The 16,032-nt window shown below is 45.5% G+C and carries 13 protein-coding genes and 2 pseudogenes; 9 read left to right on the forward strand and 6 right to left on the reverse strand.

Annotated features, from left to right (window positions below; all coding sequences use genetic code 11):
• Positions 1 to 33: 33 nt before the first annotated feature.
• The 9 genes and pseudogenes from HP572_RS04785 to HP572_RS04825 all read left to right on the forward strand — a co-directional run.
• Positions 34 to 204 (forward strand): annotated as a pseudogene (locus HP572_RS04785) (SDR family NAD(P)-dependent oxidoreductase); the annotation flags it as partial.
• A gap of 586 nt (positions 205 to 790) precedes the next feature.
• Positions 791 to 1,708, forward strand: coding sequence for a DUF2971 domain-containing protein (locus tag HP572_RS04790; protein ID WP_240584912.1), 918 nt, complete (start codon positions 791 to 793; stop codon positions 1,706 to 1,708).
• Between the two features lie 498 nt (positions 1,709 to 2,206).
• Positions 2,207 to 2,446, forward strand: coding sequence for a hypothetical protein (locus tag HP572_RS04795; RefSeq protein ID WP_111778826.1), 240 nt, complete (start codon positions 2,207 to 2,209; stop codon positions 2,444 to 2,446).
• A 51-nt stretch (positions 2,447 to 2,497) separates the two neighbouring features.
• Positions 2,498 to 2,788 (forward strand): helix-turn-helix domain-containing protein, encoded by a 291-nt coding sequence (locus HP572_RS04800; protein ID WP_111778825.1) that lies wholly within the window; start codon positions 2,498 to 2,500, stop codon positions 2,786 to 2,788.
• Positions 2,769 to 3,740: a reverse transcriptase family protein gene (locus HP572_RS04805; protein ID WP_240584913.1), complete on the forward strand. Its 972-nt coding sequence runs from the start codon at positions 2,769 to 2,771 to the stop codon at positions 3,738 to 3,740. The genes HP572_RS04800 and HP572_RS04805 overlap by 20 nt, the downstream gene beginning before the upstream one ends.
• A 39-nt stretch (positions 3,741 to 3,779) precedes the next feature.
• Positions 3,780 to 7,631 carry a hypothetical protein gene (locus HP572_RS04810; protein WP_240584914.1) on the forward strand — a complete coding sequence of 1,284 codons (3,852 nt, stop codon included), beginning with the start codon at positions 3,780 to 3,782 and terminating at the stop codon, positions 7,629 to 7,631.
• Between the two features lie 1,091 nt (positions 7,632 to 8,722).
• Positions 8,723 to 9,563: pseudogene (locus HP572_RS04815) on the forward strand (ArdC family protein).
• A 320-nt stretch (positions 9,564 to 9,883) separates the two neighbouring features.
• A complete protein-coding gene (locus HP572_RS04820) occupies positions 9,884 to 10,120 on the forward strand; it encodes a type II toxin-antitoxin system CcdA family antitoxin (RefSeq protein WP_014699357.1) in 237 nt (78 codons plus the stop codon).
• 2 nt (positions 10,121 to 10,122) lie between these two features.
• A complete protein-coding gene (locus HP572_RS04825; protein ID WP_240584915.1) occupies positions 10,123 to 10,437 on the forward strand; it encodes a CcdB family protein in 315 nt (104 codons plus the stop codon).
• Between the two features lie 457 nt (positions 10,438 to 10,894).
• On the opposite strand, the gene HP572_RS04830 is transcribed toward HP572_RS04825, so the two are convergent.
• The 6 genes from HP572_RS04830 to HP572_RS04855 form a co-directional block, all read right to left on the reverse strand.
• The gene (locus tag HP572_RS04830; RefSeq protein WP_240584916.1) at positions 10,895 to 11,485 is read right to left on the reverse strand and encodes a DUF4326 domain-containing protein; all 591 of its coding nucleotides are present in this window, start codon (positions 11,483 to 11,485) and stop codon (positions 10,895 to 10,897) included.
• Positions 11,482 to 11,922, reverse strand: coding sequence for a DUF488 family protein (locus HP572_RS04835; protein WP_240584917.1), 441 nt, complete (start codon positions 11,920 to 11,922; stop codon positions 11,482 to 11,484). Before HP572_RS04835 ends, HP572_RS04830 begins: the two co-directional genes overlap by 4 nt.
• Positions 11,923 to 11,938: 16 nt before the next feature.
• Positions 11,939 to 12,613 carry a hypothetical protein gene (locus HP572_RS04840; RefSeq protein ID WP_240584918.1) on the reverse strand — a complete coding sequence of 225 codons (675 nt, stop codon included), beginning with the start codon at positions 12,611 to 12,613 and terminating at the stop codon, positions 11,939 to 11,941.
• 278 nt (positions 12,614 to 12,891) lie between these two features.
• Complete coding sequence (gene mobC, locus HP572_RS04845; protein WP_240584919.1) at positions 12,892 to 13,638, reverse strand: MobC family replication-relaxation protein; 747 nt, start codon at positions 13,636 to 13,638, stop codon at positions 12,892 to 12,894.
• An 8-nt stretch (positions 13,639 to 13,646) separates the two neighbouring features.
• Complete coding sequence (locus HP572_RS04850) at positions 13,647 to 15,509, reverse strand: type IV secretory system conjugative DNA transfer family protein (protein ID WP_240584920.1); 1,863 nt, start codon at positions 15,507 to 15,509, stop codon at positions 13,647 to 13,649.
• Entirely contained in the window at positions 15,506 to 15,811 is a 306-nt protein-coding gene (locus tag HP572_RS04855; protein ID WP_240584921.1) for a hypothetical protein, read from the reverse strand. The genes HP572_RS04850 and HP572_RS04855 overlap by 4 nt, the downstream gene beginning before the upstream one ends.
• Positions 15,812 to 16,032: the final 221 nt, after the last annotated feature.

A 16,032-nucleotide genomic window follows, 5' to 3' on the forward strand; every position in this document is an offset into this window, starting at 1 on the left:
GTAAGTGTCACATTTCTCGCTATCATACACTGTATTAAGCTGGTGCGTAATTACGGTCCGCTGGATGTTCTGGTGGTCAATACAGGCATCGCATGATTCGGTGATGCGCATGAGTTGGAATGCGATGTCACAGATCGTTTGTTCTGCATCAATATACATGCTCCTAATCATGCTGCCGCTGAGGCTATACGTCAGATGTCGGAACAAGATTGTTCATCATCAGTTGCGTTGCCTTCTTTAGCTCGACTCGGCAAGATGTTATGCTCGTTCCTCGATCTGAGTGGGCAATACCGCTGACATGTCCGCCTCGTGCCCAGACTGTGTGAAAACGGTTTAAGCTTCAGAGGTGAATGCAAAAGAGGCTGACGCCTGCGCTTTTAAGTAAAATCTGCATCATCTTTCTATGCAAATTTTCTAAGAAGCCATCTAAACGCGTGACCTTCTGTTAGCAATCAGAGTTTTCATACAGCCTGCGTTCGAAGCTGCCCTTGGGCCCGCCTATGGCAGTTGAGTGCCAAAAGCTGACATCGAACTTGATATGATGTAGGATGCAATAGGATTATGTTGCCACCTGATTAATGATAATTTTATTCATGAACTTCTATTACTGGTCTATTGAATTCATGGAAACTTGGCAATTATAGCAAAGTGTATTTCAATGCGAGCCAGTAGTTTCTGATTATTCCTAATTGTTCTGCATTTAGTCCCACAACCAATTTTGCATTTTATTTTAACCACCTACGAATTTTAATATTTTGTGAAAATCAAAAAAAGAAGAGGGAGTTTATAAGTGCCTGAGCCTGAAAAAATAAAACCCGAGACTCTTTATAAGTATAGAGATGATTCTGAGCGAACAGAAGAAATAATAAAAAATAAAAAAGTCTGGCTTGCATCCCCAAGACAACTAAATGATCCGTTAGAATGTAGAATTGGTGAGATTCCCAAAGATTGGGAGGAAAGGACAATTCTTGAACTTGAGCGGGCGCAAATAATGGGGGCTGTAACTACTCTGCCTAAATTTCAGCCACCGGAAACCCTTTTTTCACTGAATGAACGATCTACTAGAAAATGGTTGAAGCGTTTTAGAAACTTGAGTCACGATCGAAAAATGAAGGCTCTTCGGACTCTATATTTTGAACATGGTATGAAGTTGTCAAATCCAAGAGATATATTTAAAGATATGCGACACCGCCTGTCTTTAGTTGGGGTTTTTAGTCTTAGTGAAACTTGTAGCAATGAATTGATGTGGGCACATTATGGAGATAATCATAAAGGTATTGTATTTGGATTTAGTACATCTGGTGATTGTAAATTAGCTAGCGCCCGAAATTGTTTACCTGTTAATTACGCCAAAGAAAAACCTATGTTCAAGGTTGGTTTTAAAAACGAAGTGCACATTATGGCGCCCTACAGTGGCGTATCTAATATTCAAAGAGTTTCATTTGAAGACGATACATTTAGATCAACCATCAGCACTAAAACTCCTGCCTGGGAGTATGAAAAAGAATGGCGTTACATTGAAGAAGAATCTGGTTTGTTTGATTTTCCCGGGACATTCAATCAAGTCATTTTTGGCTTGAGAATGAGTAAAGAACGTAAATTATTCTTCAAAAACCTTATTGATAAACATATGAAAAATGACATCAGTTTTTTTGAGATAGTTGAAAGTAGTGATCTCAGTGAGTTCAAAATTCAGACATATAGGTGACCTGCTCCGCGAGTTTCACATAGACCGCTGTTAGCAATGTCCGCTTTTCGCTCAAAGCAGACATCAAGCTATAGGCATGAGGTGTACTGGATAGGCAATAAAATTTCACTGACAGTGAAATTTTATTGCCTAAAATCGAAAAATATAGTTTACTCATCACAGGTCAGGCGTTCCGCCTGAGCTGTGTTCTTTAAAAATGATTGTTCTCATCGTAACAGCGAAGGTCTAGCGTAATCGCCTGCTTATCAGGCCGCTCCTTCATCCGGTGTTGGAGATTTTGACGGGCAGACCAGCGTAACCGGTCAGTCTGAAGCACGTTCGTCATGATGGTGGTATGTAGCCAGTCGCGATATGCGGCTGCTGGGTAACTGCACTATCGGAATTAACGGGGCTTCATCGTCGCGAAGACTGGTGTTGGGCTTGCGCATCGGGTTGGCTCCTTTCGGCCATCGCCTTGTTACGGGGCTTCGGCGTTTTGCCGATTCAAAGGAGAGCAACATGAATCACGATACTTTAAAGAACACCATCGCAACGCTTGAAAAGCTGCGCGATGCTCACTGCAGCCAACTCGATGCTGGCGCTCTGGCAGAGCTGGAAGATGTATTGCGTCAGTTACGCATTCATCGTGACAGCCCGGTAAGAAGCGGGTTCCGGTTTGACGATATTGTCTTCCGGGCACTGCGTATTATTGACGTTGTCATTCGTCTGATCACAAACATTGATGATTGGATGCTCTAATGCAACAGAGCCAAGACGCAGCAGGCCCAATATTTATTTACGGGGTTAATTATGAATATCGGACAGGCCATCAAGTTATGCCGGACGCGAAGGGGAATATCACAGACGGATTTGGCGCAGAAGGCAGAATGCTCAGTTTCCTATCTTTCCATGCTGGAAAACAATAAACGCGATCCGACGCTTTCAACTCTTACCAGCATTGCTTCTGCTCTCAACATTCCTGTTAGCATTATTTTCTTTATTGCTGCAGAGGCCGGTGATCTTCAAGGTATTGATAAGGGACTCCAAGGGGAACTTGCGCGTACCGCATTGGAGCTGCTTAATGATTCACACTCCGCCTGACTCACCCTTCTATAGTAGACGACGCATCAGCAGTATGACAGCGCTCTCAAAAGCGCTGAATATTTCTCTTATCGAACTCCTCAGCCTAGCCCATCGAGCGGATCATATGTACCGACTCGCCAGTACAATCACTAAGCCTGATGGAAGTGTGCGTCAGACCTGGGATGCATATGAACCTCTCAAAAAAATACAACGCAACATCAGGCGTAATATCCTAGATCACGTTGTTTATCCAGCATACCTGACAGGTAGTCTGAAAGGCTGTGACTATAAAATCAACGCATCCTTGCACGCTGGTTCTACGATCGTTATTAACGAAGATATCACGCGTTTCTTCCCGTCAACTTCAGTCTCAATAGTGCAAAACATATGGCGACATTTTTTTTGTTTCGATAAGGAAGTAGCCGAGTGTTTGACCAAACTGACGACCCGGAAGGGGGAGCTACCTCAGGGGGCTATCACTAGTTCATTTCTGGCTAACCTGGCGTTTTGGAAAGATGAACCGGCACTGCAAGCTAGCCTCAGGACGCGAGGGATAATTTACTCTCGCTACGTTGATGATATTGCCGTCTCTTCAGTAAACTTTCTTGACAATCCGACTAAAAAGAATGTGATAGCCTCGATTTATGGCATGCTTTTCAGGCACGGTTACCAGCCAAAACGAACTAAACACGAAATCAAAACGTCTGGAGAACGGATGGAAGTTACCCGACTTTCGGTAAACTCAAAGCCAGGCCTCTCTTCTGCAAGACAAAGTCAGATACGCTCGGCGGTCCATCATTTGGAGCAAGCGTTTCTCAGGGGCGAAATTATCGAGTTCGATAAGGGCTCCTATGCACAAACATTGGGGCAGGTTCATTTATTGGCCAGATTCCATCCCGGTAAAGCAAAAAAACTCAAACAGCGCTTGCTTGCTATGAAGAGTGTGGAGCGGACGAATATTTGCCCATAGTGTTAGAACCATGACAGAAATTTTTACTAAGGTGAAAGCGTGGCAATCTTTGACATTGAAAAGGACGAATTACTTCGGCTCTCCGATTCTCAGCTAGAAGAGCTGATTGCTCGGCTTGCTGAAGCTGAAGTAGCAATGCACGGCCATAGCCCAGCATGTGTAAATTGGTCAGGTTCAATTACCGCCCCTGACGGAGGAATTGATATCCATGTTCAGGTTCCAGTTGATCAACTGAAAGCGGGCTTTCTTGTAAGACCTGATACGGTCTTTCAGGCAAAGAAACATAAGATGCCAAAGGCTGCTATTGAGAGGGAAATGGGCACCGGCAAAGCGCTTTCACCCATCATATCTGAACAAGCCAGAAAGCAAGGCAGCTACGTCATTGTCAGCTCGGGGGATGATTGCTCGCCGTCAGGTAAGGCGGACCGTCTCAAAGCAATGAGGGATGCAGTAAAAGATGATCCTAACAAAAAAAATCTGCATCTTGATTTCTACGGCCGGTCCAAACTCATTCAATGGTTGCGCCAACACCCGTCAGTTATGCTGTGGGTAAAAGGGAAGCTTGGACAAGGGTATTCTGGTTGGCAACCATACGGTGCGTGGAGCAATCCACCACAAGGTGTTACAGACAATTTAATCTCAGCCCCTGGCGTAACCATTACTTTGCCATCGGGAAAAGGGCAAAAACTCAAAATTGATGAAGCAATTAGTCCAATGCGAGCCCTTATTCGGTCGACGAATAAGGCGGTTCGTATTACAGGATTGTCTGGTGTTGGGAAGACCCGAATCGTTCAGGCACTCTTCGATGAAACTGTTGGAACAGATGCGCTTGACCGGACAGTAGCTATTTATGTTGATACTGGCTCTGAGCCAGTACCGTCGGCTACAGCAATGCTTGATAAGCTGATCGCTGAGGGCCGACGAGCAATTATGATCCTTGATAATTGCCCATCAGAACTCCATGCTTCGCTTGCCAGCAAAGTATCAGCCGCAGGAAAAGAAGTAAGTCTCATCACGATCGAGTACGACATCAGGGATGACAAACCACAGACAACTGAGGTTATCCATATTGAGACAGATGGTCCGGAGGTGGCAGAGCAACTTCTTCTCTGTCGCTTCCCGTCTATTGGTCAGAATAATGCCCGCCGAATTGCTGAGTTTTCAGATGGAAATGCAAGAGTTGCTTTGGCTATAGCGGAGAGAGGAGAGGAAGGAGAGAGTTTGGCTCTACTTTCTGATGCGCAGTTATTTAATCGCTTGTTTGAACAGCGTAATCATCCCGACGGAAATTTACGGGAGCAAGCTGAAATATTGTCACTGGTATATTCATTCTCGGTATCTAGTACAGATGCTGCTACCGGTGAACTGGAAATATTGGGGGCGCTCCTAGGGTATTCCAAAATCCAGTTATTCAAAGCCGTTACGAAGCTAATGGAACGTCACGTTGTCCAGAAAAGAGCTCACTGGAGAGCTATCTTACCTCATGCCATTGCGAACAAGTTGGCAGCGTCCGCACTTAATAGTATTCCGATTGATCAACTTAGGAAAACTTTTGAAGCACCGGATCGTGAGCGTTTATTAATGTCTTTTTCGCATCGTCTGGGGTTGTTGCATGATCATCCTGTTGCGAAAGAAATTGTAGAAGCCTGGCTCCAGCCTGAAGGGATGCTAGGAAGAATAGCCGAGTTAAATGATATTTCGTCACGAATACTCAGGTATATCGGGCCGGTTGCACCTGAAGCATTGCTCAACAGAATTGAGGCCGTACTCTCATCATCTGATTTCAAAGGTATGGAGCCGGGCTACAATCCGCAGCGACGAAGTATTCTCCGTCTTTTACATTTGATGGCATACGAACCGAACGCCTTTGAACGATGCGCCAGGCTTCTCATTCGAATAGCAGAGGACGAAGCCGATAATAATGACCTGGATTCTGCTAGAAACATGGTCCCAAGGTTTTTCCAGGCGTATCTGTCTGGTACTCATGCATCCCTAAGCCAGCGTATTGCTTTAATGAACGAATGCATTGCATCAAGCATTATTAGGCGTAGATCTCTGGGCTTCAAAATGCTGTCAACCGCCCTGGATGGCCCACGATGGTCAGGGTTTGGGGGGAATGAGTTTGGAGCTCGACCAAGAGACTATGGATACGAACCCAACTATGATGAACTTGTCGAATGGCGCAGCGCCTTTATTGACGTTGTTATCCAATTAGCGGCATCCGGAGATCCTGAGCTTGGAAGGCCAGCACGATCAATTCTAGCTGACAAATTCAGGGGAATTTGGTTTCAAGAAGCAATGCGAGACAAACTCGTCGATGCTGCCCGTACATTAAATGCTTATAGTCCTTGGGAGGAAGGTTGGAAAGCCGTTCGCTCAACGATCTACTTTGACTATACCAAGCATAGCGATGGAGATGATGTTGAGCCGGTGCCGGACAATCTTGCTGCCTTAGAGAAGGAGTTAGAGCCCATTGAGCTAATTCCAACAATAAAGACATACGTGTTGAGTACAAATCATGATTATTGGGCACTGGATGCGGATTTTGATCATGAGGACACCAATAGATATACCGCAGCCCGAAAACGCCTAGAAGATAAAGCATTTCAATTAGGACGCGACTTTGCCTTATCAGATCATGTGCTTGAGGAGTTAGGATCTGATCTATTTTCTATGGGTGGAATGCCTTATCGTGCTGTCTTTGGCCGAGGGCTTGCTCGAGGGGCACATGATCTACGTGTTGGCTGGCAGAGACTTGTTGAACAAATTGAAAAACAGCCAGATGCTAACAAAGACTTCGGAGTTATTGGGGGATTCATAGAAGAAGTTGACTCTGTCGATCCATCATTAGCACAGAAGTTTCTCGACCAATGTGCGCAGCATCCTGAACTTCGACAGGTATTGGTTGGCTTGCATCCTTGGGCGAAATTTACAGTAAATGATTTGGATCGCTGCATGAAGCATTTGGATGATCCAGATATTCGCCCTTTCATGTATGAGCCAATTCTCTGGCGAGACCAATACGCCAATTTACCGAGAGTCCTTTTACTTGATCTAGCTAAGCGCCTCCTAAATAAAGTTAGCGGTGACGATGTCATTTTGGATGCACTATCCATGAAGCTTCATGGCAAAGATGAATCTACAGATACGCTCGGTGCAGACTTTCGATTAATCGGTCTCGCTGCAGCCATCCAGAGGATTCAAAACAGCGACAGAGACCAAGGGGGTACAATTGATTATCGCATGGAACAAGTTATCGATGCTGCATTGCGTTTCGATGGTAATGAAGCAAAAAAAATAGAGTGGTTGGACACAATACTCAGCGTCATTGATGAACATTATGGATATGTGTCTGGATTTCATAAAACTATAGCTACAACTGCTGCATCGATGCCAGAAGCATTTCTCAATCGCATTTTTGAAGGTACTGAGGAACAGCGGCAAAGAAGACAATTCTTTATTGGACGTGGTGGCTTACGCACCTATCCCCTAGCAAAGATAAATACAAGCGTTCTAATTGCATGGTGCCACGCCAGAAATGATCCCTTTATTTGGCCCGTTGTAGCTGGTGGCGTAACTCTTTGGTCAAAAAATGGTGAGCAGAGTGCACTGACCATACACGAGACGGCTATAGAACTTTTAGAGGCGTCACCAGAGCCACTAGCTGTACTGGAGTCTTTCGCTGAGCGAATCACTCCATCATCCTGTACTGGTAGCCTAGCGAACATAATGCAAGCTAGATCAAGGGTCATCAGTACACTGAGCAAACATGAGCGTTCAGATATCGCCGAGGCTAGCAAAATAGTTTGTGAAAAAATGATTCAGTTGGTGGAATGCCAAAAAGAACGCGAACAACGGGAAGATAGTGAACGAGAGCAGCGGTTTGAATGAAGGCTAGCTGTATAAGCCGCAACTTCACACCATGCCTAAAGACACATAAATCTATTGCCCGGCAGGTAAAGTAAGCGTCAATTTAGTGTGCCACTACACTATTGGCATGGTGTCGATGGCAATAGGAGTCAGGCTGGTGCCGGAAACCCCGTGTTCTGTAACTTTGCCCCAATGTCTGTTACTGCCCTCTGCACAATCCTGCAGCTACACCGACCTTAACTCTTTGCTGGCCGAAATTAAGGAAAAGCAAGGATCTGATTGAGTTTGTCCGCTCTTTAACGCTTGATTAAAATGGAAAATATCCCCTCATCAGGTTTGGATTGCTCCTGGTGAGCATATATCCAGACAGGGAAGGTAAACCATAGAGTGGAACCTGCAGTTTCACCTTCAGGTTCCAGCCTCCGGCAGATATTTTTTTAGGATAGCATTCGGGATGCTGAGGATACTGGTGGGGTGATTTTCTCATCGGGTAATTCTGCGGTATCGGAACAGTTGACGATGGCAGGATGTTGAATGGAACCCTCAGGATGGAGTGCTCGGGTAAGAGGGATTGATTGTGCAGATGAGAACACTGACAGAACCAGCATGATGCTGGCGAAAAGGGGACTCTGGATATTCATTGTTTATCTCCTGATGATATTCATCGCTTCAGAGAATATGCTGGTCACTCTTTTTATTTGTTTTCCTGAATTAAAATTGCTCTGTTTTATGTTGTTCTTCCGTAAACATTATTAGATAAATTAACACTGGGTTTCTGTTTCTGAATTGAGGTTAATAAATAATTTCCTTGGTTTTTTATCATACAAATTTACTGGACGCCCAGGTCCGAACTAATACCTGTAAATTCAAACCCCAAACCCATTTCACCGCCGTAGACCAAGGGGCGCTACGCCCGATTATGCAGGGCCAGTTTTTCTCCCGCGAGTTTTCCGTTCCTCGTATCAGCTTCCGGTTAATCGTTTCCCAACACAACCCGTCCCGCAAGGGTAAATGGCACGCATTCTGCGCCCTTGCGTGCCGGAACGATGCCGGGAAAGCGAGCCGTCAGGCGATACGAAGACGAAAATCACACCACTGACGGAGAAAAAACCATGACGACTTCCCTGCATACCCAGATCAACGCTCCTAACGCCGCAGCGGCGACCAGCGTATCCCCGCTGGAGCAGTCAGGCTCCTCAAAAACGAAATTTTCTAAAGCCAAAACTGATATTTATCAGACTGTCACCAACAACATCATTGCAGCGCTTGAATCCGGTGTAAAACCGTGGTCTTGCCCGTGGAAACGAGTGCCGGGTATGTCTGGGTTGCCTTCCAACTTCGCAACCGGTATCGCGTATAGCGGAATGAATATCATGCTGTTGTGGTGCAGTGCGTCAGAACAGGGCTTCGGTGATTCACGTTGGATGACCTACAAACAGGCGCAGGCAGTAGGTGGGCAGGTTCGAAAAGGTGAACACGGCACGACAGCCATTTTCTACACAACCTTAGAGAAAGAAAACGAAGACGGTGACATCGACCAGATCCCGATGCTGAAAACCTTCAATGTGTTCAATGTTGAACAAATTGACGGCTTGCCTCTGACAACTGAAACAGTCAGCCCGGAAGCAACCTTTGACCCATTGCCGGAGGCTGAAAATCTGTTCCAGAAGAGTGGCGCAAACATCATTGAGAAAGGACAAAACGCCTTTTTCAGACCCTCAACCGATGAAGTCTGGCTACCAGAGCGCCATCTGTTTTCAGATGCAGCTAATTTCTATGCTACCGGCCTGCATGAGCTGGTTCACTGGAGTGGTGGTAAAAAACGCCTTAACCGTGAAATGATAGGGAAATTTGGCCTCATGGCTTCAGGCGCTGAAAAACGACAAGCGCTATGTTTTCAAAGCGGCGAGCGCCGCCTCAAAAGCGCATCGTTACTTGATGGATAAGGTTTGAGTTGGAGAATAAAAAGCTGCAAAGGAGTGCGGCTTTAACCTTATATCGAGGCAGGGAAGGTGACAGATGTTTAAATTTCCCTGAGAATTTTCCGGGCATTGAATGCCCGGAAAATTCTCAGGCTGCGGGTGCGGGCGGCAAAGAGCCCGCGCATCCCGCAAACGGCGTTTGTACATCGGTGATTGCTGTAAACGACGGCTCAGGTATGACGATTGACTGTGAAGTTTGCAGGACTGTAACGGTAGCAGAGCCTGTTTTTGGTGTTATGATAAGTGTATTGTGCCGTGTAATGCACACGTATTTCATACAGGAGAGAAATCATGACCGCGAAACAACGCAACACGCAGAGCGTGACCATGACAGTAGAGCGAGCCTTACTAGTAAGAGCGCGTGAGGCGGGTATTAATCTGAGCGCTACCCTGACAACCGCCCTGGATGCGGAGCTTCGCTATCATGAAGCAAAAAAATGGCAAGAAGAAAACAGGGAGGCTCTCGCAGCACTAAATCGTTTTCATGATGAACAGGGTTGTTTCAGCGATGAATACAGGACGTTTTAACCATGCAATTCACTGTATACGGTAATACCGGGAAAAGCGTCGTTTACCCGCTGTTGCTCGACGTCACGAGCGATATTATTGGGCAATTGAATCGTCGGATAGTGATCCCATTGCTCCCTATTGAAAAATATCCGGCAGGCCGCCGACCGGATCGCCTTGTCCCCCTCATCAGGCTGACGGACGGCAAAGAATACGCCGTAATGACCCACGAACTGGCAAGTATCCCTGTCCAGGCTCTGGGGGCGGTGTTTTGTGATGCGTCGCAGTACCGCACTCAGGTAAAGGCGGCAATAGACTTCCTTATCGACGGATTCTGACGTTTCTTTCTATTCTGTTAAACAGGCATGCTTTTAATCGTCGCTGACGGGGGCCTGTTCAAGTTCGTCTATCGTGCGGAAGAGAAACATCTGGCGTCAAACGGAACCGGAATACCGTTCCTTGCCACTGTTCTGATGCTGTCAAACAGCCTAACCAGACCGTTGCTGTTAGCATCCAGAAGATTAGCCCACCATTGCAGCATCAGACGGTGCTGTTCAAGATGCTTGGTGACTTTACTTTCTGTCCGCTCCGTGCCAGAAGCAGTCTCTCTAAAGCATCTACGGAAGAACACCGATTCATGGATCTATGTGGCTGTCGAACTCTGGTACCATCTCCAATCAGTGTACAAGCGACGCTTAGCTCTGAGAGTGATCTCCCCCTAAAAAAGTGCCTGGAACTAAAGCTGGGATAATTACAATCATATAACAGATGATTTCTGAAACTGATGATGGTGCATTACTCACCATCATCCAATTCATTCAAATACTGTGCCAGCACATCCCCATGACAAGCATATGGCTTACAGTGGCATCCTAAAGTGTGTCCTCTCAGTGCTTTCAGCTTTTCTTTAAACTCTGAGCCACCTTTGAGATAGTCACGATCAAAATCGTATTTAAACTTTCTTATGACTTCATCACGATCACCATCTGCACCTATCGCGTAAGGATTTCCCCAAAGCGTTCCTCTACCGCAATAGGTATCAAAGTGTTCACCTCTATCTTTATTTGATACTGAGGTGATCTTATCTTTGATGTATCGAACAGGAATCTTCTTGGATAAGACTTCGTTAGTCGTGATGAATTCCGGTGTATTAGCTGAATCAAAAATAACAGCATGAGTTAAACCAATTGAAAAAGGGTCTGCTAATATTTCAGGCTCAAGTTTATTCAATACATCTGATTTAAAATATTGACTTAATAAATCATGATGATCGACAAAGTAAAATATCTGATAGTCATTTGAGTTGGAAAAAATCCGTGAGAGCTTACGCTCAAACTTTCCCTTGGATACAAAGTCAGGATGATACATTATCATTACTTTCATCATATCAAGTGCTTAACCTCAAAATCAGTATCCCAATGGCTGTTTAAGTACTCTATCACAAGACGGCGGTGGCAGTGATGGTGTTTGTTCTCACTGCAGAGCAAACAGCTATCTGCAATCACTGACTTTTCTATTCGCTCAATGTTTCTTTTTGCCATTAAATTCATGAAACTACTCTCATAAACCTCCCATGAGATATTACCTTTTTTGTATGGATCTAACATCTCTTTAGTTGGTGCAAGGTCTGGTAGATGAACATAATCAACATTGCAAAGTTCCTTTAAGAAGTACATCAAATCGTTCTTCTTAGCAAAACCCGCAAGCTGAGAAACATTATTAAGACGTACATCAACTAAGGTTTTCAAGTCTGGTTGAGATTTAATTAGGCTAAAGAACTTTTCGGCAGATTTTTCAGTGAAACCAATTGAAAATACTTTCATGTGATCATCCTCTGGTTTACTTAATGATTGCTGTCAAAAATTTGTAGCAATAACCGTCATTATGTGGTGCTGTACTCAAAGTAACATAACACCCGCCAACATCATAGGTATCTTCTTTCAATTGACCATATTCACTATATACCTTTGGGTCAGTAATAATGAACGCGTAATCAATGTTATTATATGAGAAGAAAGCTCTGAATCTTTTTAAATCATTTCCAAAATCAATTCCTTCTTTCTTAACTCTTATTTTTAAATTAGAAACATAGACAAAAAACAATGACTGAATAGGGGTTGTGACTGATGACATTAGGAACCTATCATTTTCACCATGATATGATGAGTAACCGTTAGCCCATAGAGTTGTTGGGTAATCTAAAAGCTCATTGATGTTTTTCTTATCGAAAACACCCACTTCTCCCCAATAAAATGATGGATCAATTGAATAATTTTCACGTTGAATTTGATGTGGCTCCTTCTTTAAATAACTAAATGAAGTTATATGAAGCAGTTCAGGTTGCTTCTTGGATGAATATTCAATGTTATTAAAGGTTAGTGCATCACTATCAACCAAAGGGTTTATTGGACGGACCCATTCACCGATACTTCCCTTAGAGTAAATTTTTCCTGCAACACAGAACTTTTTATGTTTAATGGATTTAGCAAGAACGACAAATACTTTAGATGGCATTTTCAAAAAATTCCTTTTAAGTAAATGAGAATGATCTTATAAATCCAGGTGATAAAATTGTCAACGAATTCATATTGTTATGTTATAACATTGGGTTTTCTTTGCGCGCCTATATATCAGGCAGTTTTGCACCGCATATATAACCATGGTTATCTTCAAATAATCATATCTGAAGTGGTCAACAAAAACTGGCCACGACATGAGAATATTTCTAGAACCACGAAACGTCCGCTCCTCGCTCTTAGCCGACCATGAAATTTGGCAACGCCATATCCTGCTTATGAATATTGCCTCGGCTCCAGTTGTCGCAGCTCATCGAGAGTATAAATGCGAAAAACATTGCGGTGACGTGCTTCCAGCGGTATGTGCTGATGGTTGATGATGACGTGCTTGACGCTGCCAAACAGCAGTTCAAGGGCGCGTTTTTTCTGTAGGTCCGGCACGATATAAAAGACGTAAATCCAGTGTTTCTGTGTCCGGGCCAGCAAATGGCTGGCGATGATTGACTGATAGCGGGCTTTGGTCTTCAGGCGGCGCTCGGTTTCTACTGCGATGACCTGTCCGTCAGGGAATGTGATGAGTCCATCCGGACGGTGTTTGACCTGATATTGGCTGAGGAACGTTGAGCGATCGCCGTTTATCCATCCGGATGCGCCTTTTTTCTCCAGAATCAGCCGAGCCACCTGATTATCAAGGTGGTGTTCCAGCGTCCAGCCAGTGATTTTTGAGGGTTCAAAGCGCGCCGGGAAAATGTTATCGTCCGGCGTTAAAACGATAGCCAGTCCGTCGCTGGTTATTCCCCATAATGACATTTTCATCGTCCGTGATTCAAACACATACTTTTGTATTAACCCCATTCGCTCAGTTTTAGCCAGCAGTGAATAAAGCGATTTGTGATCCCGGAAGCCAAACAGCAGCATCAGCGTTTTAAAGTCGCTGTAGGTTTCTTCCTTCAGGAAATTCAGCAGCCTTTTTATCTTTTCGCTGTTGCGAGCGGTGCGTTCGTTATGCGTGGCGATAAGCATGACTCCTCCTAAAAATCGAGCAAGGACGGTGTTTCGTCATCATCAGATCTCGGCTTTGTTGATTCCCTTTCCCCTTCAAAGAAAAGATCGGGCCGGGTTGCTACGACATTGGGCGTTGAAGTGGGTGTTGCCCCTTCCTCGTCGAAGTCCAGCGCGATTTTTGCCGGTGCTGCCGACGCGGCAATATCCGGAGAAACGGAATAGATCTCCAGCTCGCGTTTTTGTACCTTGATGGGGGAAATCAGTGAGGCGGAGGGAAGCGTTCTCGTAGTAAAGATAAAGCTGACAAAATCGGGTAGGTTCAGGATCATATTGCTGTCGATAAAGAAACGCTCGGCCTGTCTGATAGTACGTTCACCGTTGATGGTTTCCGTCAGTACGGCATCAGTTTTGGCTTTGCGGATTTCATCATCCACTAAGATGGTGCCGGACATTCTCGCCACCCATTCCGCCGTATCCGGGTCCATAACGCGGTAAACTAGCTTGAATTTGGCATTTTCAACGACCGCACCGACAACAGCATCGCCTTTTAAATCTGCCGGGCAGTCTTTCAAATCGGCGACGGACTGATGCGCCATAATAATATGCACGCCTTTATCCCGTGCTGCGCCTAACCCCTCCAGCGCCGGTTTTGACAGATGGTATTTTAATTCGTCGAGAAAGATGGCTATGGGGCGGGGCGTTTCTTTTACCCGGTCGCGCCGTTCTGCTAACTGGTACAGACGTACCAGCAGCATACGCTGTGCGGTGATAATTTTGCTGTTGCGCATCGAGCCGATGACATAACAGCAGCCGCCTTCATCAAAGATCTGTTTAAGTGAACATCCCTTTGGCGCGTTGATGGCATTGAGCAACGCCAATTCCTCAATTTTGCCGAAAAAAGCTTTAATATCTTCCGCGATGCCCTGAACATATTCACTGTTATAAACATCCCGGATGGTTGACTCAGTATTACGGCTGACAAATTGTGCCGCCATACGTGCCGCTTTTCGGTCGTCGATACGATAAAAATCGGATTCCTGACCTTTTTCCGCCAAGCTGAATCCCGCAACAAACAATTCCTCCAGTTCGTCAGGCGTAATATTTTCAATTAGATTTAATTGGTATTGCGGTTTTCGCAGGTCAATTAAGCAAAAGGGTTTACCTGCATCCTCGCAGGCTTTCCGATAAAGATGCGGTGCCCATTCATCATCCTTGGGGTCCATAATAAATACCCCTTCACCTGCCAAGATACTTTGATAAAGCAGTATACCGGTTGCGACCCCTTTACCAGCCCCTGTGGTGCCGATAATATCCGCGTGTTGTTTTTGCCAGCCTTTTAACGGGAGATACATCGGTTGCTTATCCCGGTTCATCCCGATGAAAATACCCTTGTTTAGGTCGATATAATCCAGTGGTTCATAATGCAGTGTTTCCGGCAGCAGCGATTTCACCGTGCGGACATCGGTGCGTAATTCTCGTTCAAGACTGGTCTTTTTGATGAGTCGTTTTTTTATTTTATCCAGTTCAGGCGTTAATGCTCGGCGCAGAGTAATATGGAAAATAAACCCTGCCACGGTAAATATGATTAATATTGACCAGTCCAGAATGGGAGTGCGGGTAAGTATCCTACCGTTATAAAACCACTGAAAAACGCTAATAAGTAATGGCCCCGTTGTGCCAAACAGAAAACACAGCAGGGAAAAAGTAATAATCAGCTTTTTCCATAGCGAGGCTTTCTGCCGTTCATCGCTCTTCATTGAAGCAAAAAATGGCAGGGTCAGGCCAGATAATAGCGCCATCATCAATTGATGCTGTTGTATAACATCAATAAAGGCCTGCGCACCATTCACTATCGGCGACAGTGAAACGGCAAGCTTATTTAAAATCATGATGCCTCCTTCGCCAGAGACTCGCCCCCACGCATCGCCCCATCAATTCGCCCCACGGTATTGGGCGAAAAGGCGGGGCGAACGTCTGGGGCGAAGAAGGTGACCGCACTGCGGTCATGTGTCAGAAAGCATGCTTCCTGACACGAAACAGTGTGCGCCAGTTCATGCGGGCTGGACGCCCTTATTGCCTGGCGCATGGGGGTAGTGTCGTGGCTGGACGCCGCGCCAAAACCCCCAGGGTCAAAGGCGGCACACCGTCGCACGCTACGCGCGACCAACCCCTTTGAGACGCCGTTTTTCACCTATTTTTTCTTTTGTCCGTCCCGGCCAAGCGAAAAAATGGGAAAACGCCTTCAAAGCGGTTGGTCGCGCCACGCTACCGGCTTTTGGCCGGAGACTTAGCTGCGACGGTGTGCGGGGCAAGCCCCCCAAATAAACCGCTATCGTGGGCGATAGCTTTTCGCTCGCTGGGGCGGCGAAATTTATTCGGCTCCCCCCGGCCTGCAAAATCCGCGTGGGCGCT

The sequence above is a fragment of the Pectobacterium sp. PL64 genome (genome assembly GCF_022477975.1).
In the GTDB taxonomy this organism is placed as follows: domain Bacteria; phylum Pseudomonadota; class Gammaproteobacteria; order Enterobacterales; family Enterobacteriaceae; genus Pectobacterium; species Pectobacterium jejuense.

Excerpts from the sequence above, each read along its gene's own strand:
- HP572_RS04800 (WP_111778825.1), top strand. The coding sequence starts at position 2,498 with ATGAATATCGGACAGGCCATCAAGTTATGCCGGACGCGAAGGGGAATA.
- mobC (WP_240584919.1), bottom strand. The coding sequence starts at position 13,638 with ATGCTTATCGCCACGCATAACGAACGCACCGCTCGCAACAGCGAAAAG.
- HP572_RS04850 (WP_240584920.1), bottom strand. The coding sequence starts at position 15,509 with ATGATTTTAAATAAGCTTGCCGTTTCACTGTCGCCGATAGTGAATGGT.
- HP572_RS04835 (WP_240584917.1), bottom strand. The coding sequence starts at position 11,922 with ATGAAAGTATTTTCAATTGGTTTCACTGAAAAATCTGCCGAAAAGTTC.
- HP572_RS04830 (WP_240584916.1), bottom strand. The coding sequence starts at position 11,485 with ATGATGAAAGTAATGATAATGTATCATCCTGACTTTGTATCCAAGGGA.
- HP572_RS04840 (WP_240584918.1), bottom strand. The coding sequence starts at position 12,613 with ATGCCATCTAAAGTATTTGTCGTTCTTGCTAAATCCATTAAACATAAA.
- HP572_RS04795 (WP_111778826.1), top strand. The coding sequence starts at position 2,207 with ATGAATCACGATACTTTAAAGAACACCATCGCAACGCTTGAAAAGCTG.
- HP572_RS04805 (WP_240584913.1), top strand. The coding sequence starts at position 2,769 with ATGATTCACACTCCGCCTGACTCACCCTTCTATAGTAGACGACGCATC.
- HP572_RS04820 (WP_014699357.1), top strand. The coding sequence starts at position 9,884 with ATGACCGCGAAACAACGCAACACGCAGAGCGTGACCATGACAGTAGAG.
- HP572_RS04825 (WP_240584915.1), top strand. The coding sequence starts at position 10,123 with ATGCAATTCACTGTATACGGTAATACCGGGAAAAGCGTCGTTTACCCG.